The sequence below is a fragment of the Fictibacillus nanhaiensis genome (genome assembly GCF_019801215.1).
In the GTDB taxonomy this organism is placed as follows: domain Bacteria; phylum Bacillota; class Bacilli; order Bacillales; family Fictibacillaceae; genus Fictibacillus; species Fictibacillus nanhaiensis_C.
Genome location: NZ_JAHVJO010000005.1, coordinates 25,959 through 49,426, shown reverse-complemented (window position 1 = coordinate 49,426; position 23,468 = coordinate 25,959). Strand labels below are relative to the sequence as shown.

At 38.9% G+C, this 23,468-nt stretch carries 25 protein-coding genes; 21 read left to right on the top strand and 4 right to left on the bottom strand.

Features of this window, described 5'->3' with window-relative positions; translation table 11 throughout:
• Positions 1-133: 133 nt before the first annotated feature.
• The 7 genes from KUV80_RS16850 to KUV80_RS16820 all read left to right on the top strand — a co-directional run bounded on the left by KUV80_RS16850 (position 134) and on the right by KUV80_RS16820 (position 4,966).
• A complete protein-coding gene (locus tag KUV80_RS16850; protein WP_222463904.1) occupies positions 134-481 on the top strand; it encodes a MerR family transcriptional regulator in 348 nt (115 codons plus the stop codon).
• Complete coding sequence (locus tag KUV80_RS16845) at positions 478-948, top strand: SRPBCC family protein (RefSeq protein ID WP_222463903.1); 471 nt, start codon at positions 478-480, stop codon at positions 946-948. Before KUV80_RS16850 ends, KUV80_RS16845 begins: the two co-directional genes overlap by 4 nt.
• 81 nt (positions 949-1,029) lie before the next feature.
• A complete protein-coding gene (locus tag KUV80_RS16840) occupies positions 1,030-1,455 on the top strand; it encodes a pyridoxamine 5'-phosphate oxidase family protein (RefSeq protein ID WP_222463902.1) in 426 nt (141 codons plus the stop codon).
• An 83-nt stretch (positions 1,456-1,538) separates the two neighbouring features.
• A complete protein-coding gene (locus KUV80_RS16835; protein WP_222463901.1) occupies positions 1,539-2,546 on the top strand; it encodes an ABC transporter permease in 1,008 nt (335 codons plus the stop codon).
• Positions 2,547-2,606: 60 nt separating this feature from the next.
• Positions 2,607-3,104, top strand: a complete 498-nt coding sequence (locus KUV80_RS16830; RefSeq protein ID WP_222463900.1) for a hypothetical protein — start codon at positions 2,607-2,609, stop codon at positions 3,102-3,104.
• A gap of 9 nt (positions 3,105-3,113) precedes the next feature.
• Positions 3,114-3,968: an ABC transporter permease subunit gene (locus tag KUV80_RS16825; RefSeq protein WP_222463899.1), complete on the top strand. Its 855-nt coding sequence runs from the start codon at positions 3,114-3,116 to the stop codon at positions 3,966-3,968.
• Positions 3,965-4,966 (top strand): ABC transporter permease, encoded by a 1,002-nt coding sequence (locus tag KUV80_RS16820; RefSeq protein WP_222463898.1) that lies wholly within the window; start codon positions 3,965-3,967, stop codon positions 4,964-4,966. Before KUV80_RS16825 ends, KUV80_RS16820 begins: the two co-directional genes overlap by 4 nt.
• Before the next feature lie 29 nt (positions 4,967-4,995).
• On the opposite strand, the gene yjcZ is transcribed toward KUV80_RS16820, so the two are convergent.
• The gene (gene yjcZ, locus KUV80_RS16815) at positions 4,996-5,199 is read right to left on the bottom strand and encodes a sporulation protein YjcZ (protein WP_222463897.1); all 204 of its coding nucleotides are present in this window, start codon (positions 5,197-5,199) and stop codon (positions 4,996-4,998) included.
• Positions 5,200-5,326: 127 nt separating this feature from the next.
• Between yjcZ and KUV80_RS16810 the strand changes: the two genes are divergently transcribed.
• A complete protein-coding gene (locus KUV80_RS16810) occupies positions 5,327-5,815 on the top strand; it encodes a DinB family protein (protein ID WP_222463896.1) in 489 nt (162 codons plus the stop codon).
• 111 nt (positions 5,816-5,926) lie between these two features.
• Here the strand turns inward: KUV80_RS16810 and KUV80_RS16805 are convergent, their stop codons facing one another.
• The gene (locus KUV80_RS16805) at positions 5,927-8,356 is read right to left on the bottom strand and encodes a PBP1A family penicillin-binding protein (RefSeq protein WP_338083519.1); all 2,430 of its coding nucleotides are present in this window, start codon (positions 8,354-8,356) and stop codon (positions 5,927-5,929) included.
• A 109-nt stretch (positions 8,357-8,465) separates the two neighbouring features.
• Here KUV80_RS16805 and KUV80_RS16800 point away from each other — a divergent pair, with 109 nt between their 5' ends.
• The 12 genes from KUV80_RS16800 to KUV80_RS16745 all read left to right on the top strand — a co-directional run bounded on the left by KUV80_RS16800 (position 8,466) and on the right by KUV80_RS16745 (position 20,182).
• The gene (locus KUV80_RS16800) at positions 8,466-8,768 is read left to right on the top strand and encodes a hypothetical protein (protein WP_222463895.1); all 303 of its coding nucleotides are present in this window, start codon (positions 8,466-8,468) and stop codon (positions 8,766-8,768) included.
• Positions 8,769-8,926: 158 nt separating this feature from the next.
• Positions 8,927-9,844, top strand: coding sequence for a GNAT family N-acetyltransferase (locus KUV80_RS16795; protein WP_222463894.1), 918 nt, complete (start codon positions 8,927-8,929; stop codon positions 9,842-9,844).
• Between the two features lie 51 nt (positions 9,845-9,895).
• Entirely contained in the window at positions 9,896-10,504 is a 609-nt protein-coding gene (locus KUV80_RS16790; RefSeq protein WP_222463893.1) for a TetR/AcrR family transcriptional regulator, read from the top strand.
• 210 nt (positions 10,505-10,714) lie between these two features.
• Positions 10,715-11,260: an RNA polymerase sigma factor SigX gene (gene sigX, locus KUV80_RS16785; protein ID WP_222463892.1), complete on the top strand. Its 546-nt coding sequence runs from the start codon at positions 10,715-10,717 to the stop codon at positions 11,258-11,260.
• On the top strand, positions 11,247-12,416 hold the full coding sequence (locus KUV80_RS16780) for a hypothetical protein (protein ID WP_222463891.1): 1,170 nt from the start codon (positions 11,247-11,249) through the stop codon (positions 12,414-12,416). The genes sigX and KUV80_RS16780 overlap by 14 nt, the downstream gene beginning before the upstream one ends.
• A gap of 116 nt (positions 12,417-12,532) precedes the next feature.
• Positions 12,533-12,991, top strand: a complete 459-nt coding sequence (locus KUV80_RS16775) for a C40 family peptidase (RefSeq protein WP_222463890.1) — start codon at positions 12,533-12,535, stop codon at positions 12,989-12,991.
• Between the two features lie 241 nt (positions 12,992-13,232).
• Positions 13,233-16,262, top strand: a complete 3,030-nt coding sequence (locus tag KUV80_RS16770) for an efflux RND transporter permease subunit (protein ID WP_222463889.1) — start codon at positions 13,233-13,235, stop codon at positions 16,260-16,262.
• Positions 16,263-16,555: 293 nt separating this feature from the next.
• Entirely contained in the window at positions 16,556-16,849 is a 294-nt protein-coding gene (locus KUV80_RS16765) for a DUF4359 domain-containing protein (RefSeq protein WP_222463888.1), read from the top strand.
• Between the two features lie 89 nt (positions 16,850-16,938).
• Entirely contained in the window at positions 16,939-17,904 is a 966-nt protein-coding gene (uvsE, locus tag KUV80_RS16760; protein ID WP_222463887.1) for a UV DNA damage repair endonuclease UvsE, read from the top strand.
• Between the two features lie 172 nt (positions 17,905-18,076).
• On the top strand, positions 18,077-18,802 hold the full coding sequence (locus KUV80_RS16755; RefSeq protein WP_338083518.1) for an SDR family oxidoreductase: 726 nt from the start codon (positions 18,077-18,079) through the stop codon (positions 18,800-18,802).
• Entirely contained in the window at positions 18,802-19,827 is a 1,026-nt protein-coding gene (locus tag KUV80_RS16750; RefSeq protein WP_222463885.1) for an S-adenosylmethionine:tRNA ribosyltransferase-isomerase, read from the top strand. Before KUV80_RS16755 ends, KUV80_RS16750 begins: the two co-directional genes overlap by 1 nt.
• A 13-nt stretch (positions 19,828-19,840) precedes the next feature.
• The gene (locus KUV80_RS16745; protein WP_222463884.1) at positions 19,841-20,182 is read left to right on the top strand and encodes a VOC family protein; all 342 of its coding nucleotides are present in this window, start codon (positions 19,841-19,843) and stop codon (positions 20,180-20,182) included.
• Between the two features lie 2 nt (positions 20,183-20,184).
• Here KUV80_RS16745 and KUV80_RS16740 read toward each other — a convergent pair whose 3' ends face one another.
• Entirely contained in the window at positions 20,185-20,931 is a 747-nt protein-coding gene (locus KUV80_RS16740) for a metallophosphoesterase family protein (protein WP_222463883.1), read from the bottom strand.
• Between the two features lie 88 nt (positions 20,932-21,019).
• Between KUV80_RS16740 and KUV80_RS16735 the strand changes: the two genes are divergently transcribed.
• Positions 21,020-21,526, top strand: a complete 507-nt coding sequence (locus KUV80_RS16735) for a DUF6886 family protein (protein ID WP_222463882.1) — start codon at positions 21,020-21,022, stop codon at positions 21,524-21,526.
• A gap of 14 nt (positions 21,527-21,540) precedes the next feature.
• On the opposite strand, the gene KUV80_RS16730 is transcribed toward KUV80_RS16735, so the two are convergent.
• A complete protein-coding gene (locus tag KUV80_RS16730) occupies positions 21,541-23,382 on the bottom strand; it encodes an LTA synthase family protein (protein ID WP_246625277.1) in 1,842 nt (613 codons plus the stop codon).
• Between the last annotated feature and the right edge of the window lie 86 nt (positions 23,383-23,468).

Genomic DNA, 23,468 nt, shown 5'->3' with positions numbered 1-23,468 from the left:
TAGCTATTCAAGTTAACGTATAAATGATTTTAAATTTAAATTAGGAATGTATTTCATTTATCTTTAGAAAACAGTGTTGACTCTGTGGTGCACAACATGGTTTATGATGGGTTTGCAGGTGGTGAAACAATAGATGTACAAAGTAAGTGAGTTTTCAAAAATGACGGGGCTGTCTAAGGAAACATTAAGGTATTATGCGGACGTGAAACTATTAGAACCTGCGTATATCAATCCTAAAAACAATTACCGGTATTATGATAATGGGTCATACTTAATCGCAATGATCCTCGTAAGTTTACGCAAGTTTAATTTTACCATCCAAGAGATGATAACCGTTATGGAAGATGAGTCATTTGAGAATCTAGAAACCATCCTTATTCAAAAAAAGTTAGGCATCGAAAAAAAAATAGAGGATTTAAAAAACACAATAGAAGAAATAGATCAGTTCCTGCAATGGGGAAAAGAGGAGGAAGAAGAATGATTACTTGGAATGAAGAAAGAGTAATACCTGTTAACATCGACACGGTTTGGGCGCTTTTTGATGATGAAAACCTGAAGCGCATTATGCCGAACGTGGTACAGCATACACCGATTGAAAAAAAGGAAGGTATGGTGGGGTCTACTTATCAACAATCATACAAGGAAGGCCGCAGAGTAGAAACATATGTAGTAGAATATCGTGAATATGAAGATACAGAAAACAGAAAGCATCAAAAAATAGCTTTTACGCTAGGTAAAGCATTTGAAATCGAAGCAGCCTTTACAATGATTAAGATCGATGAGACGACTACACGCTTTGTCTACACCGGACAAAATAAGGGCGTTAACTTTTTAGGTAAAGTTATGTTAAAGATTGCGGGTGATAAAAACAACGATAAAGTGGTGCACGATTTCATGGAAAAAGTGGAGAAAGAAGCCTTACAAGAATCGACTTCTGCTAAACGGTAATAAGAACAATGCATAACTTCATGTTTTATTTTCCATCCTAAAAGGTAGAGTAAAGGAGAAAACCTTTAAGGAGTGGTAGAAATGGAAAAAGAACAGTTGAAGAGGAGAATATTAGAAGTTATAGGTGATAGAGAAACTGGAGTTCTGGCAAGTGTAAGACAAAACAAGCCGCATTCTAGGTACATGACGTTTTATCATGATGAGCTTACCTTCTATACACCAACAAGTATAGAAACACATAAAGCAGAAGAGATTCAGGAAAACCCAAATGTGCATTTATTAGTCGGGTATGACGGTGAAGGCTATGAAGATCCATATCTTGAAGTGGAAGGTACGGCTACGATTCAAGATGATGAGGCTTTGAAGGAAAAGTATTGGTCAGAACATATGAAACATTATTTTGAAGGACCGAAAGACCCTAACTATATTCTGCTTAAAATTAAACCAAGCTTAATAAGATTAATGAATGATACCGATAAAAAATCACATCAAACATTAGAATTGTAAAAAAAGGTCTCTCTTTTGAATAAAAGAGGGGCCTTTGTTCGTCTATAACATAAATAGGCTATTTAATTTGAGGGGTGTTGTGGTTGAGAAGGATTTGGATAGATCCGTTCTTTTTAGTGGGGTTTCTATTTATTGCAGGGATTATTACATTTAGTATTTATCATCAGTATGGGATGGATAATGTGATACCAGAAGAGCAGATTCGATATGACGAAGACGGTGTTTTATTAGATAAAGCTCCCTTCAAGCCTTCCGCTGAAAATTGGTTCGGAACGGATCAATTCGGCCAAGACTTATTTTACATCCTACTATCAGGAGCAAAATATACGTTAAGTTTAGCGATTTTGATTGGACTGCTTCGGCTGATGATCAGTCTTGCTGGAGGAATCCTGCTATCGTTTCTCAGACCAGAAATAAGCCGTTTTATAACAGGAATCACGCAATCTTTTTATTATTTGCCTGTTGTTCTTGTGGTGTTTTTTCTCGAGCTGCCCATTGTTGAAAGTCCAGTGTATACATTTTGGGAAAAAGTGATCTTTCAAATAACCATTATGGTTGCAGTGGCTGTTCCATCAACATCTGTATTGATTAAAGAAGAAATCAACATCGTTTTAAGAGAAGAGTTTGTAACAAACGCGAAGATTATGGGAGGAAGCAAGTGGCACATTTTTTTTCAACATGTCCTTCCTCAATTGAGAGGAAAGGTGCTGCTCTTATTTATGCAGCAAACGATTGCAGCTTTAACATTGCTCGCTCATCTAGGTATACTAGCCATTTTTATAGGAGGAACTTTTTCAAAAGTGTTTGTGTTTGACCTAGACTTTCCTGAAGAGATTCCCACTTCTCTTTCCTTTGAATGGTCAGGTTTACTCGGAAGTTTTTATGCGCAGCTCCCTTATGCTCCACATTTAGTGGTCTTTCCTGTTCTCCTATTTGGACTTTCTATTTTAGCTATGAATTTTATGATTGAAGGATTAATTCGTTCATTTAATGATAAAAGACGGATTACTAAAACAGTAAAGAAGAAGACACCTCAGCATTCAGTAGAAGAAGCATCCTATTCCTTTTTATTCTTAAAAAAGACAGGGTGATCATTTGGTAAAATATAGTATAATTTAAAGACGGAACATTCTTAAAACAAGGAGGGCAAAATGAAAAAAGTCTGGGGAATGATGGTAATCTTAAGTTTGTATCTAGCAGGATGCTCTGACAATGAAAAAGAACAAGAGTTTACAATCAAAGACGCCATTGAAGAAAATCATGTAGTGATACAAAATAACGCTGAAAAGTTTGAGGATTTAATGGATGGCGGCACGAAAGCGGAGCATTTGGCTCCTATGTTTACTTTTTTAGAAGATGTTAAGGCAGATAAGGAAAGTAAGCTGCAAATGACAGTATTTCCTAAAACAGGTGAACCGACAACAAGTGAGGTCCATTATATCAGTAAGGATAAAACGATCTTTAAGAATAAAAACAAAACGTATGGAATGCCAACGGGTGACATTGAATGCATGTACATCTTTGATTCAAATGCGAGTTTTATGCTGGATGGGTGTAAGGGGCAGATATCAACAGTTCTAGTTATTCCATTTAGTACAAAGGAGTATAACCTAGCTAGAAATGAATACAGAAAGCTGAATAAAGAATAGGGGGAAGTTATGCCGTACATAATTAAAGACAGTTTGTTTTCATTTGTACTCTCTGTTATCGGAATTATTTTGTTAGGGGCCATTCCCTTTATGTTTCAAGGAATGACTTTTCAAGCGAATATGTATGTGGATGGTTTGCTTGGGCTGATTACGTCGCTCTTAAATCCATCAGATCTTCTCTATTTTACAAAGGGTGGCCAGTATCCGGTATTCCCGGGATTTTGGAGTATTTATAGTTATTCTTTAACACTCTTGTTTGCTGCCTTCTTTATTGCGCTAGTGTTAGGTGTTATTTTTGCCCTCTTTATTTTTTTAATGCCTCAAAGAGTTTCAAACAAAATCCGGTTGTTTTCTTTCGTGTTTGAATCCATTCCTGATTTACTAATCGTAATTCTCATGCAGTTTTTTATTATTTGGTTTTTTAAGAAGACGAATATTTTATTGTTTCAATTCGTTTCTTTTTATGACCAAAAAACGTATTTTGTACCTATTCTTTGTTTAACGGTTTTACCCACACTTCTTATTTTACGTATCTTATTGCTTAATATGGAAGATGAACTAGGGAAACTTTATGTGGATACAGCAAAAAGTAAAGGAATGAATCGTTTTCAAATTCTATGGCGCCACGTTTTGCCAAATACGTTACTAAGTGTTTTTCACCAGTCTCGTAATATACTATGGTTTATGCTCTCAAATTTATTAATGGTAGAATATTTGTTCCATATTCACGGCATCACAACCTATATCAAAGATAACGGAGAACCTGCTATCTTTACCATATCTATGCTTCTATTGTTTGTACCCATGTTTTTGTTTTTCACTCTGGGAAGAATAGCGACGTTTAAATGGACGGGTGAAAAATGATACGAAATATATGGAAAGAACCTTTCTTTTTAATAGGCTTTGTTTTTATAGCAGGTTTGCTAGCGTTTAGTTTGTATCATCAATTTGTAATGGACAATTACATTAAAGAAGAACAGATTCTTTATGATGAAGAGGGAACTTTAATAGATAGGGCTCCTTTTGAACCGTCTCCTGAATTTTGGTTTGGCAGTGATAGGATTGGGGGAGATCTGTTTTATGAAATCATCTCTGGTGCAAAATACACATTGGGAATTGCATTTATAGGAAGTTTTTTGCGTATTGCTCTTTCTTTCCTCGGAGGGATTTTATTGTTAAAGACCGGAAAGACGCTTTCTGTAGTAAGGGGTATTTCACAGGCATCCTACTATATGCCAGCTGCTTTGCTTGTTTATTTTATCTTAGGTCCCATCATAGCTATAGAGCAATATACTTTTTGGGAAAAGGTAATATTTGAATTATTGATAATTGTGTTGTTGGCTATACCGAACACTTCTATTTTAATAAAAGAAGAAATCAGTTTGATCGAGCGGGAAGAATTTGTTACATGTGCAAAATTAATGGGTGGAAATCCTTTAAGAATATTGTTTAAACATATCATGCCTCATCTATGGCCTAAACTTCTTCTAATGTATGTACAGCAAGTGATAGCTGTGTTGCTTTTATTAGCTCATCTCGGTATATTAGGAATATTTTTTGGAGGAACGGTCATTCGAATGTTCTCTGAAGATCTCCCATTACCATTTTCACTATCCAATGAATGGGCAGGTCTTTTGGGCATTCATTATTATCAGCTAAGTCTTGCACCGTGGCTCGTATTTTTTCCTGTGTTAAGTTTTGCTGCTGTTATATTGGCCTTTAATTTTATGTCAGAAGGATTAAAGAGAGCGGGTAATACATTGCCTGGCAGGAAAAAAGGGAAAAAGAGAGAAAGGAAGATGGAGAGACCCGTTTCTGAGAACGAATCGTTTGTTTTTGTAAATGAGCGAAAAACGGGGTAAAAAAAAGGCAAGAGAAGAACCTCTCGCCTTTATCTACAGTATTTTTTTTCTCCCACCGTCGCACCGATGATGATGAGAAGGATAAAAAGCACAACAATTAAAGCGAACACACCGCCGCCATAGCCATAACCGCCATAGCCATAACCACCATAACCACAGCCGCCGTAACCGTAGCCACCGTAACCATAGCCTGGATAGCCAAAGTTACGTTGTTTTTGTTTCTTTCCAAACATGCTGTAATTCCTCCTTCTTTCTTGTGCCTTATGCTTTCAATTACAGTGTATGTCCTAGGAGAAGGAGTGACAGGGACAAAATCCTAGTGGGTTCGAAAAAGTTTCCTAAAATAAAGGAGGACAAACCATGACTGAAACACTTCATCTGTACAAAGAGTTTACAAACTGGCTTCAACAGCTAAAGGAAATGCCTGAGGAGTATTGGCTGCTTCCGATTAATGAAGGTAAATGGTCAACAGGTGAGATTATAGCTCACATAAAAGCCTGGGATGTATTCGTCTGGGATGAAAGGGTTGCTTATTTTGTAAATGGATCAAAGATACCTTTTAAAGAAGTGGATGTTGAGGAGATAAACAACCGAGCTGCTCACGAAGCAAAGTCAGGAATCTCGAAAAACCAGCTTATCGATGAAGTAATTGAATGTCGACTAGTTGTCGCAAAAAAGCTGGAAGAAGTGCCGAGTTCCATTTGGCAGGAGAAAATTGAGATGGGTGGAGAGATGGTTACATTATGCGAATATATAAGTGGTCTTGTAGAACATGACGCACATCATAAAGGGCAAATCCAGTCTTTCCTTGCAAATAAAGGGCTAAGCATCCTTAAACAAGAAGTGTAGAGGAATAGGAAATAAAGTCGAATTTCCCCGGAAATTATTTTAGGAAATAATTGAAATGGAATTTAGAGCGATTAAGATGGTTAACAAAAGAAATAACCCGAATAACTCGGGTTATTTCTTTTGTTCGTTTGTTGATGATTGCTCATTTGACGTAGTACTTGAAGATCCGGTTCCGGTAGTACCTCCCTCTGAACCTCCCTCTGCAGGAGGTGGAGGAGGATCGGTGGTTGGAGGATCAGGTTCCGGTTTTGGTTCTTCTGGTTCTCCAGGTTCTGTTGGAGGAGGGTCTTCTGGTTTAGGATCCGTTCCTGGTTCATCCGGTTTGTCATCTTGAGGTGGAGGAGGATCAGCCTCATCATCACCTTTTGGTTTAGGTGGGGTTGTGCCTGTATCGGTATCTTTCTTTTTGTCTTCTTTCTTTTTCTCTTGCTCTTTTTCTTTATTTTCTTCATTCTTCTTCTCATTTTCTTTATCTTCTTTCTTTTTGTTTAAATCCTTTTTTGGCTCTTTTGTCTTCTTTTCTTTGACTGGAGCTAGTAAATCTTTAGTGGAAGTTCCTTTTACAATCAGTTCTTTTATAACGTTAGATCCATTCTTATCTTTTGTGATAAAACCTGTATCCTTATTAATGTAGATTTCTTCTACGGATTTAGGTTTCTCAAAACCAGCTGTTTTTTTATCTTTTGAAACCTCAGATACAATTGATTTAAAGATATATTTAGCGATTTTCTGATCCTCAGGAGTAAGATATTGCTCAGCTGTGGTCTTGTCATAACCTGTCCAGACGGCCGCTGTATAGTTAGTGGTATAACCTGCAAACCAGGAATCGGTAGATCCTTTATCAATATCTACCCCTTCAGGCATATTAGTCGTCCCTGTTTTCCCGGCTACTTCTAGACCAGGTATCGCAGCTAACGTTCCCGTACCTCGTGTAACAACGTCTTTTAGCATATCTGTAATCATATAAGCAGTGTAGTCATGCATGGCAGCTACAGGTTTGGACTCAAACTTTTTTTCATATCCATCTGTAAATTTTACTTTTCGAAGGGTGGTTGGCTTATGGTAAACCCCTTTATTACCGAAAGCGGTATATGCTCCCGCAAGTTCTAATGGGGAAGGACCGTGTTTAAATCCGCCGATAGCATAAGCGGGGTGTGCGGATTCAATCGGAATGCCCAATTGTTTGGCAAACTTAACAGCATCTTCTGAACCAACTTCCATAAATGTTTTAATGGCTGGGATGTTATAGGAATTGACGAGTGCTTCTCTCATCGAAACGTCTCCGTGGAACTCATCATCCCAGTTACCCGCTTCCCAGTCTCCGATTTTTAATTCTTCATCTTTTATTTGTTTATAAGTGGACCATTTTAACTTTTCTATTGCAGGACCGTAATCTAAAATAGGTTTGATCGTTGATCCGGGTTGACGTGAAGTATCTGTAGCATAGTTAAATCCTTTCTCAATGTCTTTTTCTCCGGTTGTTCGATTGCCCCCTAACGCACGAATCACACCTGTTTGAGTGTCAAGCAGAGCTACACCCGCTTTAAATTTTTCGCTTGGGTATTTTACAAACTCATCTGTAGACAATACTTTTTCCGTATGCGCCTGAGCTTTAGGGTCAAGGGTCGTGTAAATCTTCAACCCGCCTTCATAAATAGCACTCTCTGAAATGCCCTTCTCTTTTAATTCTTTAATCACTTCTTGAATAAAAGCGTCATATTTTAACCGTTTTGCTTTTTCCTTTACAAGCGACTCCTTTACAGGCGTTTTAACTGCTTCTTCTTTCTCTGCTTGTGTGATTGCACCATTTTTGTACATTAGTTCTAAAACCGTATTACGTCTTTCCTCAGCTGCTTTAGGATGAAGGAAAGGGTCGTATCCGCTTGGTCTTTGTGGAAGACCTGCTAATAAGGCAGCTTCAGCGGGATTTAATTCTGTAAGAGGCTTATTGAAATATGTTTTTGAGGCTGTCGCAACGCCATAAGCTCCTCCACCAAAGTAGATCTTGTTTAAGTACATCTCCAATATTTCTTCTTTTGTATACTTTTGTTCTAGCTGTATAGCCAGATAAGCTTCTTGTACCTTACGTTCAATGGTTTTTTCAGAAGAAAGCACACTGTTTTTTACGACCTGCTGAGTAATGGTACTTGCGCCTTCAGCACCAAAACCATCTTGAAAGTTCGCTAGAGCTGCTCCAAAAACACGTTTAATATCTACTCCGAAGTGCTCTTTAAAGCGGGTATCCTCTGTAGAGATGAATGCTTGTTGGACAAGTTCAGGGATGTCTTCTATTTTGGCATACTCTCTTCGTTCGGTACTCGTTACATACGTGACGAATTCGTCATTCATATCATAGATCATGGAAGATTGCGGATCGTTTAAAGACTCTTCCGTTAATTTCGGAGTACCGTTAACATATGCATAAATCATGGCGCCTCCGAATGTCACGCTGGACATGAAGAATATAAGGGTTATAATAGCTGTTCGCCGAATCCATCGTGACTGTTTCTTTTGTTGACGGAGCTCTGTTCTCTTTGCCACAGCACTCTTCCTTTCTTTAGGACACTACCCTTGATTTACCCAATCTTTGGCTAAATAAAACAGTTTATGAAATGATTTAAGGGGAAAAAAGAGAAAAAGGAGTGATCATATGAAAACACAAACGAAAGAACGCGCTCAGCTTCTTTTTTCAATGCTAGGACAAGTTCTTCAAAAAAAGAGTGCAACGGAAAAAGAATTGAACCGATTAACGGAGGTTTGTCAGCTATTAAAGGAAGACGTCGAAGTTGGCGAAAAGACTTCTGGTGTTCTGGTAGATTTATGTGCATTTGGTGAGAAAGCATTGGAACTTTCAACGGACACACAAAGAGAGGATTTTATTAACCAAGAAGATCGGAAGCTAGAGGAATATTATGAGCACTTTAAGAGATTGTTTGAAGAAAAAAATGAATAAATAATGACAAGTTAGCTAACTCGTATGGTGATTGAAGCCGTATAAGTTGGCTTTTTCTTTGGACTATTGTCGAACGATTAGCATAGTCATTTTCCGAACTTTTTAATAAAATTAAATAAAACGACCAGTCATTTTAAAAATAATAAGGAGTGAATCGTATGTTCGTCATTAAGCGTTTTAGCGAATTAACGTTTAACGAAGCCCTCTCTTTGTGGAATGAATCATGGAAACATTATTTTTCAGATATGACGATGGACCTTAACCGATTTTTACAAAAAGTTACGAGTGAAGGTATTTCATTGGAACATTCGGTCGTTGCTGTATATGAAGGAAAGCTTGCAGGCTTTGTGCTAAACAGTTTTAGAACGATCAATGACAAGAAGTATGTGTGGAATGGGGGAACTGCGATTGCCCCAGAATTTCGTGGAATGGGCATTGGAAAAAAATTAATAGAAGCGTCTTTGGAAATATATGAAGAACAAGATGTAGACGTAGCTCGGCTGGAAGCAATTAAAGAAAATGAGGCCGCGATAAAGCTCTATGAAAAAATGGGCTATGAAACGTTTGAAGAACTCACTTTTCTGCAGTATGAAGGGGAGCTCCCTCAATTAAAAAGAACCAATAGGGAGATAACGGTAGAAGAAGTCAGTATGCAACAGATTAAATCTGTTTCCTTTTATGAACCTTTAACAGCATGGCAGACCCAATTTTCTAGCTTAAAAGATTTCATTTGCGTGTTAGCAACAAAGAATGGCGAATCGGTTGGCTATGCCGTTTATAAAAAGGGATACAGAGACGATGGTGAGCTTGCTGGAATTGTTCTGTACCAATGTGTCACTAATCCTCATGTACGTGATGAGAAAGATACGACTTCGGAATTAATACATTATAGCTTTAGTCCAGTGGAAGCTGCCGTTAGAAGAATAACGATGAACGTACCGAAAAAAGATAATGCACTAAACTCATTATTAACGGACATAGGCTTTACGCCTCTCGTTGAACAAGTCCATATGGAGCGTCCTATGAAAAAGGAACAAGAGCCTTGCGTTACGAAAACTTTTGCCGAAAAAGACTGAAAACTCTGTTATACTTAATATGGAAGACGTGTCAAAAATGGAGGAAGCATCATGCCTAAAGTTTCAGCTAAGTACAAAGAAGAGAAACGTACCCACATTCTTGAGAGCGCCTTGAAATGCTTTGGCGAAAAAGGATATCAAGCCACCATCATAGATGATATTGTGAAAGATTCTACTATTAGCAAAGGCGCCATTTATAACTATTTTGCTAGTAAGGAAGAAATATATATTCAATTGCTTCAAAAGCGTACAGATACGTTTTTTGAAGAAATGGAACAAGAGAACGCTTCGCTTTCAAGGGCTAAAGAGAAGCTGATGAACATATTTAAAAGGTTTAAAAAACAAGAATTAACGGAAGAGAATCAACAGGCCATGAGAGTCTATATTGAGTTTTGGCTGTATGGTTCCAGACAAGATGATCTAAAGAACCTATTATCAGAAAGATACAACAGGTTCATTGATTATATCGTAAAAATCATTCAAGAAGGTCAGGCATCAGGTGAGATGAAAGCGGATTTGGATCCTGAGAACATCTCTCGTATTTTTTGGGCTATGCGCGATGGTAATGTCCTTCATTACTCTTTTTTGGGAGAAGAAGAACAGTATCGGTATGCATGGGATGTTATTGAAGAAATGTTTATTAGCTATGTGCAAAAATAACTGCTCCTAAAGACGTCGGTAAACCGGCGTCTTTTTTAGTTAACATGACTTATTTTGTCTAAGGAGTTACCGTTTTGTTGGTAATTATCGACAAAATGGTCCTTTCGGGACGTTAAATTTAGGAGTAGACTAGTAGTATAAAGGATCGTTTGTAACTTTTATAAAAGATTAGCGACTACATAAATAGAGAGAGACAGGGGGCCTTCCGAGGTGAAAGAAACGTTTGACCGGTTATACGATGAGTATCACCATGCCTTATTTCAATTTCTTTTTTATATGGTCCGAAACCGTGAATCGGCGGAAGACCTTGTGCAGGAAGTTTATATCCGGGTATTAAACGCGTATGAAAATTTTAATGGAGATAGCTCTGAGAAAACATGGTTGTATTCGATTGCCAGACATGTCGCCATTGACTGGTTGAGGAAACAATCCAGGCGAAACAAGCGCTTTTTAATTTTTGACATTCAAGAAAGTGAAAGTGTATTACGAGACCAGGATCCCCTCCCAGAAGAGCTTGTTACAAAGAAAGAGTCAGTGAAAGATCTATATTCCATGATGAAGCATTGCTCGCTTGATCAGCAGCAAGTGCTCGTGCTCAGGTACATTCAGTCTTTATCCATTTCAGAGACTGCCCAAGTTTTGAGCTGGACAGAAAGTAAAGTGAAGACCACCCAGCACCGGGCCATAAAAGAACTGCGCAAGTGGCTGGATCAGCAACCGGGCCTGGAGGAGGAATTGAAAGATGGAACAAATTAAGTGGAATGATGAGAAAATTGAGCAGCATCTAAAGAATCTGCCTCCAATTAAAGATAAGAGATCCAAACAAGAGCTATATCTTAACATTCAAGCAAACGTTGATAAAAACAAGAAAGTGAATAAAATTCCTGTATGGGGATTGCCTGCCCTTGCCACAGCATGTGCTCTCGTACTTTTTGGTGTTTTTGTTCCAGATCTCATGCCTAAAGAAATGCAAGAAAACAAAGTGGCCATCGATGTGGACAAAGAATCGAAAGGAATGGATGCTGCTTCAACTGCTTCAGATGAAAGTGTTAGTTTAAAAGCTGAAAACAAAGTTGTACCTGCTGCTTATCATAGTCCAATTCAAGAAAGCAGCCTTGATAGCATCGGGATTGATCAAGATTGGGTGACGGTAGGCTATCTGGATGAACAAGCACAGCTTGTCGTGCCCGTTAGTTTTGTAACAGAGACGGATCATTATGTAAATAAGGTGAACGAACAAATAAAAAAGTTTGATCCTCTAGCAGCGGGTCTTTCTGGTAGTCCGCTTCAGCGTGCAACGATTACTGAGGAAGAAGAGACAGTAATCATTGACTGGCCAGCAGGTTCTATATATGAATCTGAAGAACCATTGCTCAAAAACCTGATTGCGTTAACCTTCTCGAACGAAAATCAGAAGGATAGAGTGGAATTTAGAACAAATGGAAAAGCTGGATATGATTTTTCAAATTATGGTGTAGTAAAAGATTGGGACCTCAAAGTACCAGGAGCACCTCATTACCGGTTTGATACGGAAAGTACAGATGTTTTTATCGTTAGTCTTTTTTCAACTGGACGAAAAGCTTCTGATCTGCCAAAGGAATTGGATGATGCGCTTGATGTTATGGATGAGGAACAAGAGCGGGGGTTAAAGCCGTTTTTACCGAAAGATTTACAGCTTGAAGTGAAGAAAACAGGAGAGCATTCAGTTGAAATAACATTCCCAGACTCTTTCAAGCTCTCTGCAGAGAATTTCGAGGATCTTATGATGATTGATGCTATATTGTTAACGGCAAAAAGCTATGATTTTAATTCTGTAAAATTCACCAATACTGGACTGGATTCTATTGGACCCTATCAGCTTAATGAACCGATCGAAGGAATTACAGGACAAAATGTATTTAACTATCAATAGATGTCGAAAAAGGCTGCAATTTGCAGTCTTTTTCTTATGGATTTATCGTAACTTTACTAGTCTCGTCATCGACTAATAGAGTAAAAGATGTTCTTTTTAAGAGAGGATGTTCACTTATGAAACGTATTTTATTCGCATTTGTTTCATTAGGGCTTGCTGCAATGTTGATGCTAGGCGGTGTTACAGTGGCAAATGCTTCTCCATCCTACGACCAAGAAGTAACAGAAACAGCCAAACTCTATGTGGGTACTCCATTCAAATGGGGTGGAACATCACCAAATGGGTTTGATGCATCCGGTTTCACACACTATATCTATAAGACAACGGTAGTGAAGAAAAACATTCCAAGAACATCCGCTGAACAATATAAAGGCGGAGCATCCGTTTCAAAAGGCAAAGAAAAATTAGGAGATCTTGTTTTCTTTAAAACAAGCGGTAAAAACGTCTCTTTTGTTGGTATTTATCTTGGAAACGGAGAATTTATCGCGAGTACAACAAAGGGTGTGCGCATCCAATCGCTACATTCAAAGTATTGGAAAGACAGATATGCCGGGGCACGCCGTTACCTGCCCTAAATAAAATAGATTTGCAAGCTGTCCTCAGTCAAGATGAGGGCAGTTTTTTTATGAAGAATAAGAATAAACAAGAAAGGTTGTACATACGGTTATCTATTGTATCACGTTTAAATATATAAAATTTGGTATTTTTTATAAATATTACTTGTTTTTACCAATTAAACATACTAAAATACACCGTGTGTTCTATAAAAAATACGCCTTTTGTATTAATGAGGCTAAGAGGGTTGGAGGCAGGGAAATGTTGAAATTAACTTGGTTTTCGTTAAAAAACCGCTCAGCCATCGTGATTATGTGTTTGTTGATTTCTGCGTTAGGGGTTTACGCAGGACAGCGCTTACCGATGGAGTTTTTACCGAGCATTGATAATCCAATGGTTACCGTAACCACACTTGCAGAAGGCATGGATTCAGAAACGATGACTGCTACAATTACAGAGCCGATGGAACAAGAGCTCCGTAACGTAAAAGGTGTTGAATCTGTAAAATCCGTTTCTGGTCAGGGTATTTCAAAAATAGACTTATCCTTTAATATGGATTCAGACATGAAAGAAGTAACTGCTGAGGTAGAGCGAAAAACGAATAACTTTCCATTACCAGAAGGAGTAAACAAACCGTATGTAATCCAGTTAAATACGTCTATGATTCCCATTATGGACTTGACGGTTAACAAGGATAGTGCTTTTACAACGGAAGATTATAAGCTTATTGAAGAAGCGGTCATTCCACAACTTGAAGGCGTGGAAGGGGTTTCTGATATTGGTTTATATGGGAAGGCGACACGTGAGATCACGTTAAGACTAAATCAAAAAAAACTTCTTGAGAAAAAAGTAACAGCTCCTCAGATAATGGCGGCACTTCAAGGGAAAGATGTCTCACTCCCGGCAGGTAACGTGTCTCTTGAGGAAAAAACGAATACGCTGCGAGTCTTAGGTGAAATGAAAGACTTAGAAGCTTGGAAAAATATTATTGTTGCACCAGGAGTTGTATTAAAAGATATAGCTGAACTGAAGGATGAGCAACGTCTGGATTCCGTTACACATGTAGATGGAAAAGATGCAATGTATTTATCAGTAACAAAAGAAGCAAGTGCAAACGCTGTTCAAATTGGAGACGAAGTGCGCAAAAAGATGAAAGAAATCAATAAGCAGTATGGAAATGACTTTAAACTGACGGTCTTTTATGCCACATCTGATTCTGTTTATGATTCTGTTATGAGTATGGCAAAAGAAGTAGCGTTAGGAGCATTATTTGCTTCAGTAGTTATCTTGCTATTCCTGCGTCATTTCAAATCAACGGTTATCGCGGTAATCAGCATACCGCTCTCCATTTGTTTGACGTTGTTCTTATTGCATCAGTCAGGTATTACGTTAAACGTTTTAACGCTTGGAGGCCTGGCAGTAGCTGTAGGTAGGCTTGTGGATGATAGTATCGTCGTAATCGAGAATATTTTCCGCCGATTACAAACGGGAGAACGATCTAAAGAATTAATTGTGGATTCAGTTGGTGAAGTAGCTAAAGCGATTACCTCATCAACCATTACAACAATCGCTGTATTTTTACCAGTTGGTCTTGTTGAAGGAGCACTTGGCGTCTTTTTCTTGCCGTTTGCTTTAACAATGGTCTACTCCCTTCTAGCGTCGTTACTCGTTGCACTTACGGTTGTACCGTTAATGAGTTACAGAATGCTAAAGAACATGAAAGAAACAACACAGAAGCCACCTAGACGCTATTTAAACATCTTGAATTGGTCGTTGAACCATAAATGGATCGTCAGCGGACTGTGTATCGTCTTATTTGCGGGCTCTATCGCACTATATGTGGTGATGCCAGCAGGGTCTATGGCTTCAGCAGATGAGAGCATCGTAAATGTAAAAATTGAATATCCAGAAGACACCTCTTTCGAAGATGTAAAGACGGGGACTTACAAATTAGAAGAAAACATAATTAACTATAATGGTGTTGCATCTAGTTACTCGCAAGTAGGGGTATCTAGTGAAATGGCACAGTGGGGAGCTGCACAAGGAAACAATGTGGCGATCCTTGTAGCAAAAATGGAAAAAGGCGCTGACACACAAAAGTTTATCGAAGACATAAAAGCATTTGAAAAAGAGTATGCCCCAGCAACCATTTCAGCAGGAATGGCAAGCATGATGGGTGGAAGTTCAGATGTTATTACGTTGAACATTACAGCTCAAAAACTAGCTGATCTTGGCCCGATGGCTGAAAAGCTAACTTCAGAATTAAAAGAGGTTAAAGGATTGGAGAATGTCCAATCTAACAACGAAGATCTAAAGAATGAATGGGTACTGAATGTTGACCAAACGAAAGCACAAGAAGCGGGATTAACTCCAGCTGATATTGCTCAGCAAGTTAGAGGATTAACCGGAAAAAGTCCAGTCGGCCAGATTTCACTAGATGGTGTAAGACTGCCAGTGATGATGAGCTACGACTTAAGTGATGTTAAAGATCGTGACGACTTATTGAATACAATCATTTTTTCCCCTGTAAAAGGACCTGTTGCTTTAAAGGATATAGCAGCTCTAAACTTGCAGCCAGCAAAAGCACAAGTGTTCCGAAAAGATGGCAAGGAATATTTGCAAGTCACTGGAATCATAACCGATAAAAACGTGAAAAAAGTAAATATGGATGTAAGTAACATTCTCAAAGGAATCGAAAAACCAGCAGGCGTTTCGGTAGCGCTTGGTGGCGCTGGTGAAGAGATGAACGAACAATTCATGGATCTGTTTATGACAATGGGTGCAGCGATACTTATTGTTTACTTGATCATGGTTGTCACATTTGGTCAGGCACGCGCGCCATTTGCTATTCTATTCTCCTTGCCCCTTGCTGCAGTGGGTGCAATCCTTGCGCTTGTTATCTCGCGTATTCCTGTGGATATCTCGTCACTCATTGGGGCACTAATGCTAATTGGTATTGTTGTAACGAACGCGATCGTATTTATTGACCGTGTTCAGCAACAGCGTGAAAAAGGTATGGATGTCCGAGATTCCATTCTTGAAGCGGGATCTACTCGTCTTCGTCCAATACTAATGACAGCCGTTGCGACGATCTGTGCGATGATTCCGTTAATGTTTGGCGGAGAAAGCGGGAGTCTTGTGTCAAAAAGCTTAGCAATCGTTGTAATTGGCGGTTTATCAGTTTCAACCTTGTTAACATTGGTCGTTGTACCCGTTATCTATGAAATGCTAGCGAACATTGGAAACTTGTTTAAACGTAAAAATAAAAAGCAGACAACAGAAGCAGCTTAATTCGTTGAGATGGAGAAACACCCTAGTGTGATATGTACTAGGGTGTTCTTTTATAATATATATGAAATGATTAACTATGAAGTTAGTGGCGAAAAAAGTCGAAATATGTAGACTCGTTGATAAATCCAAAAAATTTCTGGATTGAAGTACAATATTTCTGGATTGAAGGACAATATTTCTGGATTGAGGGGCAATAATTTCGGATTTAGCTATAAAATTTTGTGGATTCAAAAGATATACGGTTAAATTAAAGTCACTCTGATGGTCCATTTAAGTAGAGAGAGGGTAACCGAATGAAGAAAAAATGGTTTATGATCGGTCTACTGCTTGTAATTACCGCTATTTTGGTTATAACCAATCCATCAGAGAAAGACTACGAAGCTGTTTTCTTAACTGAGATGGAAAAATCGGATAAAAATCTCAAAAAATACTATAAATTAGAGAGAATTGACTTCTATTTTTTCTCAACGTACACCACTTTTATAGCCAATGAAAACGGTATAACACATCTAGGCATCCTAGGACAGTTCTTTCGTATTTCAGATGGCCAGTTTGATTATCCAAAATGGTTAGAGCTCTTTCATTAAAATGGCAATCCTTATAACTCTCTTTTTGTGGGGAAAAGGTTAGATCTTCTCATCATGTGGTCATACTGTTAGTGAAACGGGGTGTACAGATGACCATTATCAAACTTGGGTTTGTGGCGATGAGCATGGAACTGCAGAATGCTTCACCTTCAAAGACTATGACATACGCACAATTCAGCAAACTTCAAAACAGGGAAGCGGGACTGCGGAAGCTAGAACGAATCTCGCTTGCGAATGTCACGAATACGATGCGGGTTATGAAGCATGCCATTGCTCATGATATTACGTTTTATCGGATGACATCAAGACTTGTTCCACTGGCTAATCACGGGGAACTGCTTGATTGGGATTATATTCGCCCACTTACCGATGCCTTATATGAGATGGGAGAGTTTGCGAAGAAACATAACATGAGGCTTGATTTTCATCCCGACCATTTTGTGTTGATCAATTCCCCTAAAAAAGAAGTGCTGAAGAACTCTTTAAAAACCTTGCAAATGCATTATAAGCTGCTGAAAAATATGGGGATCGACACGATGCATAGGTGCGTGATGCATGTTGGAGGCAACTATAAAGAGACAGACGTAGCATTAGAACGGTTTGTTCAAAACTGGGGACATGTGCCAGTACCCATTCAGAAAATGATCATGCTAGAAAATGATGATACCTCTTTTACAATGGGTGATGCACTCTATTTGTGTGAAAAATTACAGATCCCGCTCGTATTTGATTACCACCATCATCTTGCTTTTCATCAAGATGAAAACTGGGTACAGCACTGGCCTAGAGTAGTAGAATCGTGGAAAGAATCGCCTTTGCCATTAAAAATGCACATCTCGAGTCCTAAAAATGAGAAACAGTTTCGGAACCATGCTGATTTTGTAGATGTGAATATGTTTTTTGATTTTTTACAAGAAGTAAAGGGAAGCGTAGACCAAATTGATTGTATGATTGAATCGAAGAAAAAGGATTTAGCCCTTTTTCAGCTCATGAGAGAAATCAAAGAACGGTCAGATGTTGAAATCATTGATGAAGCTTCTTTTAAATTGAAGTGAACCCTTGCTGAGGCAAGGGTTTTTTGTTGTGCAAAAGGTTTGTCGAAAGATTTCTGACACAAAGGCGTTGACGGAAGAAAATAAAGAGAACTATAATTAAAATACTTAGTAAACAAAAAAGTATAAAAAGTGTATGATAAAGAAACTGCCAAAATTGGAGGAGGAAATGAACATGAAAAAAGTTGTAATGATAACTGGGGCCTCAAAAGGATTAGGGAAAGCGCTTTCGCTTTATTTTGCCAAAGAAGGATTTAACTTAGCAATCTGTGCCAGGAATGAAACTGCTATTGAAGAGGTGCAAAAAGAAGCAGAACAGCTCGGTGCAGATGTTTTAGCATTGAGTGCGGATATGTCCAAAACAAAAGATGTTGAACGTTTCGTTGCGCTGACTGAAGAGTACTATGGCAAGATTGATGTGCTAATCAATAACGCATCGATCTTGGGGCCTAGTCCAATGCCGTTCCTACTAGATTATCCAGAGCAGGATTTTGAGGAAGTTTTGCGTGTGAACACGATAGGGCCATTCCTCGTTACAAGAAGAGTGTTGCCGGTCATGCTCCAAAAACAGCAGGGCAGCATCATTAACATCACATCTGAAGCGGGTGCAACGGGTTATGCAGGATGGGGCGCGTACGGAATCTCTAAATTCGCACTTGAAGGGCTTACAGAAACTTGGGCAGATGAAGTGAGTGAATCGGGAGTTCGTGTAAACATGGTAGATCCTGGCGAGATGGATACAGATATGCATGCTTTAGCTGTACCAGACCGTGATTATGAGATCGCAAAGCCTGAGGAGATTACAGCCGTATTTGGATACTTAGCTTCTGACGCTTCAAAAGACGTTACTGGGAAGCGATTTCAAGCACACGAGTTTCAACTTGAGGGGAGTGGATACTGATGAAACCCGCCATGAAGTTTGAACTTCCAGAGAATTTGAACGCGAAAGAACCACCAGAGCGCAGGGGCATTCGGAGAGATTACGTAAAGATGATGGTCCTTCATAAAACGACAGGTCATACAGAGCACACGCAGTTTTACCACCTACATCGTTATTTAAAAAAAGGCGATTTGCTTGTATTGAACGCTAGTCGTACTGTGCCGGCCGTGTTGAAGAGTAGAAGAGAAGCTGACGGCACCGAAGTAGAGATAAGGCTTGCACACAGAAAAAATGAATCCACTTGGGAAGCACTTCCTGTAGCAGGTCATTTACTTAAGGGAGATGTAATTCGTTTTTCACCCACTCTTACCGCTGCGGTTGTTCACGCATCAACGGAATCCCCAATTGTTGAATTAGCATTTAACCTTTGTTGTTCATCTCTTTATAACCAAATTTATCATTTAGGAGAGCCAGTGAGGTATGAGTACATCAAAGAGCCTTGGAACCTAGATTACTATCAGACTGTTTTTGCAACCATTCCAGGGTCCGTTGAAATGCCATCAGCGGGCCGTGCTTTCAGCTGGGAACTTCTTTTTCAATTACAAAGAAAAGGAGTCCGTATTGCTTATATCACACTTCATACAGGGTTAAGTTATTTGCTTGATGATAAGTGGCATAAAGGACCTGACAAAAATTTTGAAAACTATGAAGTGCCAACTAAGACCGCAGATATGATTCGGGAAACAAAGAAAACAGGTGGACGCGTAATTGCTGTAGGGACAACTGTTGTTCGAGCACTTGAAACAGCAGCTCTCGAGAATGGCGATGTTCAACCCGCATCCGGATGGACGAATCTTTATATTACAGAAGATACGAAACTGCGAGCTTGTGATGGCTTGATTACGGGGATGCATGAACCTGAGGCCAGTCATCTCCAGCTTTTATCAGCCTTTATTGATAGTGATAAGCTGTACAGAGCATATAAAGACGCGATTGATCAGCGGTACTTGTGGCATGAATTTGGTGATATGAATCTGATTTTATAGGAGAGCGTTATACATGCTTCATCACATAGGAATTTACGTAACAAATATAGAGAAATCCGTTCCATTCTATGAAACGATTCTACCGATAAAGGAAAAGGAAGAGCTGAAGTGGGAAGGAGGAGAGCTTTTGTTTTTAAAAGGAGAAGGGTTCCAGCTGGAATTAATAACTAGCCCTGACACAGTAAAAGGCACACACGTCGCATTTTCTACCCATAGTGTTACATCAAAAATAAAAGAGCTAACCAAGTTAGGACTATCCCCGTCCCAAGGACCTTATGAGCTTCAAAACGGTTGGAAAACCGTTTTTTACGAAGGTCCAGACGGCGAGGAGATTGAATTTATAGAAACACTATGACGCTAAGAAATAGAATGAAAAGCCTTTAATAGAAATGAAGCATCGGGAACATCTTGCTCTTTATACGCTTTTATAAGGCGTGAACGGTCGTAACGGATATCTCTAAAAACGACTTTTATCCCTTGTTCGTCACCATAAACTAATGCATAGCGTGCTTCAGCAACTGTGTTGCAGCCGAGAGCACCAGGATTAACAAAAAAGGTGGAGTCATTTATAAAATCATGCCTTATATGATGATGGCCAAATCCAATAAAGTCATAAGCTGACCGATCATTAAAAAACAGTTGCATCGTTTCAAGACTAGGCTCACGAACGATAGGCAGAAAGGGATCCTCTGAGATGGGAGATTCCTTTTTTCCATGTTTAAAAGGATAGTGTGTAATCAAAAATTTTCTATTTTCAACCGTAAAATCAAGTTCTCTTGGCAGCTTAAGAAGTTGTATTGCAAGGTCGAAGTGAATACGGTCCGAACACCATTGGTGATGTTTTTTTGCATGATCATGACTTTCGGGGTAAGGCTGCTTAAACTTCAAAGCCAAAACGGCTTCATCATGATTGCCTGTAACCATCTTTATGGATGGGAGGCTGAACATGACTTCTAGTACTTCGTTTGGAAAAGGACCAATACCAATCATATCTCCACCACAGATAAAGTGCTCAGTCCCAGCAGAGCGAGCATCTTCAATCACAGCACGCAAGGCATCAACATTTCCATGCACATCCGTAAAAAAAGCAAAAAGAGGTTTCAAAATATTCCCACCTTCGTCTTGTTATGGATTATTATAAAAGAAGGTTTTACATACGTACAAGTCTTGATGATAAAAGGAGGGATATAACTTGCTCTATCACTTTTCAGAAGAAGAGGAGATTGAGATTTTCCATCCGCGAAAACATTCTAGTTTTCCTGAACGGCTCCCTATGGTTTGGGCCATTGATAAAGAGCGTTCAGCTTTGTATTTCTTTCCTCGAGATTGTCCAAGAATCGCTTATTGGGCAACATCCAATACAACCCAACAAGATCGTCAATTCTACTTCCATACAACGACAGCCAAAAAAGTTATTGCGATAGAAGGAAGCTGGCTGGAAACTATTCAAAACACACGCCTGTACCGTTATTCATTTGAATCCGAGCATTTTACAACGATGGATGAAGGGGCAGGTTATTTTGTATCGTATGAAACGCAGATCCCGGTAAATGTGGAGCCGGTTGGATCCCTCTTACAAGCACTGACTCAAGAAGGGGTAGAGCTCAGAATTATGCCTTCCCTTACACCATTATCCGAAGAGCTGCTGCAAACATCACTCCACTTTTCCATGATTCGGATGCGGAACCGAAAGAAATAGCCCTCTTATGGGGGCTATTCCTTTTTTAAGAACCGAAGCAAATCTCCGTAAATGATACGGTCAGACAGATCGAGTTCTTCTTTCGCTTGTTCGATAAAAGGTTTACATTTTAGCGAATCAACCGGTGCTCCAAAGGGCTTTACATAACAGGTTTCACTCGTGTATATAAAGTCTTCTGTAATGAAAGAACCGTTCCTGAGTATGGTTAGTTCATGATGGTCCTTTGAAAACAGGTCTGTACCAAAGTGAACATCCTCATTTGTTTCAATTCCTAACAAGTGAAGCAAAGTAGGCTTTAAATCAATCTGTCCGCCAACTTTATCGATTTCTTTTCCTCGTCTACCTGGAATATGAATAAATAAAGGCACCTTTTGCAGTTCGACTTGGTTATAAGATGTTAAGGCTGATTTTCCAAGAACATCAGCCATGGCCTCCTGATGTCTTTCGGAAATACCATAATGGTCGCCATACACCACGACAACAGAATTATCGTAAAGCCCTGCTGCTTTTAAATCATGAAAGAATTGCCGCAATGCTTCATCGGCGTAGCGGACTGTCGTAAAGTAGCGGCTCACTGTCCCATCGTCAACAGGGTATGGTTCTACCCATTGCTCATCCTCTTGAATTAAGTAAGGGTGGTGGTTCGTTAACGTTATCATCTTGGCAAAAAAAGGCTGTGGCAAATCTTTTAAATAAGGGATAGATTGCTCAAAGAATGGAAAGTCTTTCAATCCATAGTTGATCGAATTCTCCTCTGTGATCGTAAAGTACTCTTCACTAAAAAATTGATCATACCCTAATGTTTTGTACATAACATCTCTGTTCCAAAAGCTCTTGTTGTTGCCGTGAAAGACAGCCGAGTAGTAACCATTGGCTTTTAAAATTTCCGGCATAGCATTATACTCATTCAATGGATGGGTTTGGAAAACGGCTCCCCTTGGAAGCGGATAAAGAGAATTATCTGCTAAAAATTCCGAGTCTGACGTTTTTCCTTGCCCGGTTTGATGATAGAAGTTCGTAAAATAATAGCTTGATTTTGCAAGTTCATTTAAAAAAGGTGTCACTTCTTTTCCGTTAATCTTATAATTCAATACAAAGTTTTGCGTGGATTCCAGTGACACAACGATCAAATTCTTACCGTTTGCTATCCCATATAATTCAGGGTGATTTGTAGTCTGTTTATTGACTTTATGTAGTATCTCCTCAGCCTCTAGATTGCTAGCTAGTGCCTTTTGCATGGAGGATTTAGATTGAAGCAATATGTCATACAAATGATAATTGAACGTACCCAGGCTTTTAACTAGAATTTCACGGTCGAATGTCCGTGTTAACAGTTGTGGTCGATTTACTTCAGCTAGGATTAGATGAACAGCCAAAATAGCGATACCAACAGCAACTGCTTTTCTTCGATCCTTCTGTATAATACTCTGATTAGGATTAAAGAGCGGTTTTTTAAGGAAATAAGCTAAAATAAATAGATCGATAAATAAGAAGAGATCTGTGACATAAACCAACTCGTAAAGACTGTTGCCAATGTCTCCTACGTTCTTCGTTTGAAACAAAACAGGAATTGTAAGAAAATCTGTAAAAAAACGATAGTACACAACGTTCGCATACAATATCAAACTATAAAGAATGGATAGTCCTAAAATAAATTGCCTTCTTCTAGGCGGTGATTGATAAAAAGTGATACAAAAATAGAGTACGAGAAAACTAAGCGGATTAAAAAATAATAAAATTTCTTGCAGGAAATGATCGACAGGCAGCGTAAAAGAAACTTTAGAAACAATATATGTTTTTATCCAAAGCAGAATAATAGCCAGGAAGATGGCTGCGTGTTTGCTTTTAGTGTTCAATGAAAAGTCCTCCCTGTTTAAAGCGGAAATCTTTACCATTGTAGGCTATTTTTTAAGAGATGAAAAGAGAAAGAGTGTTTTTGTTG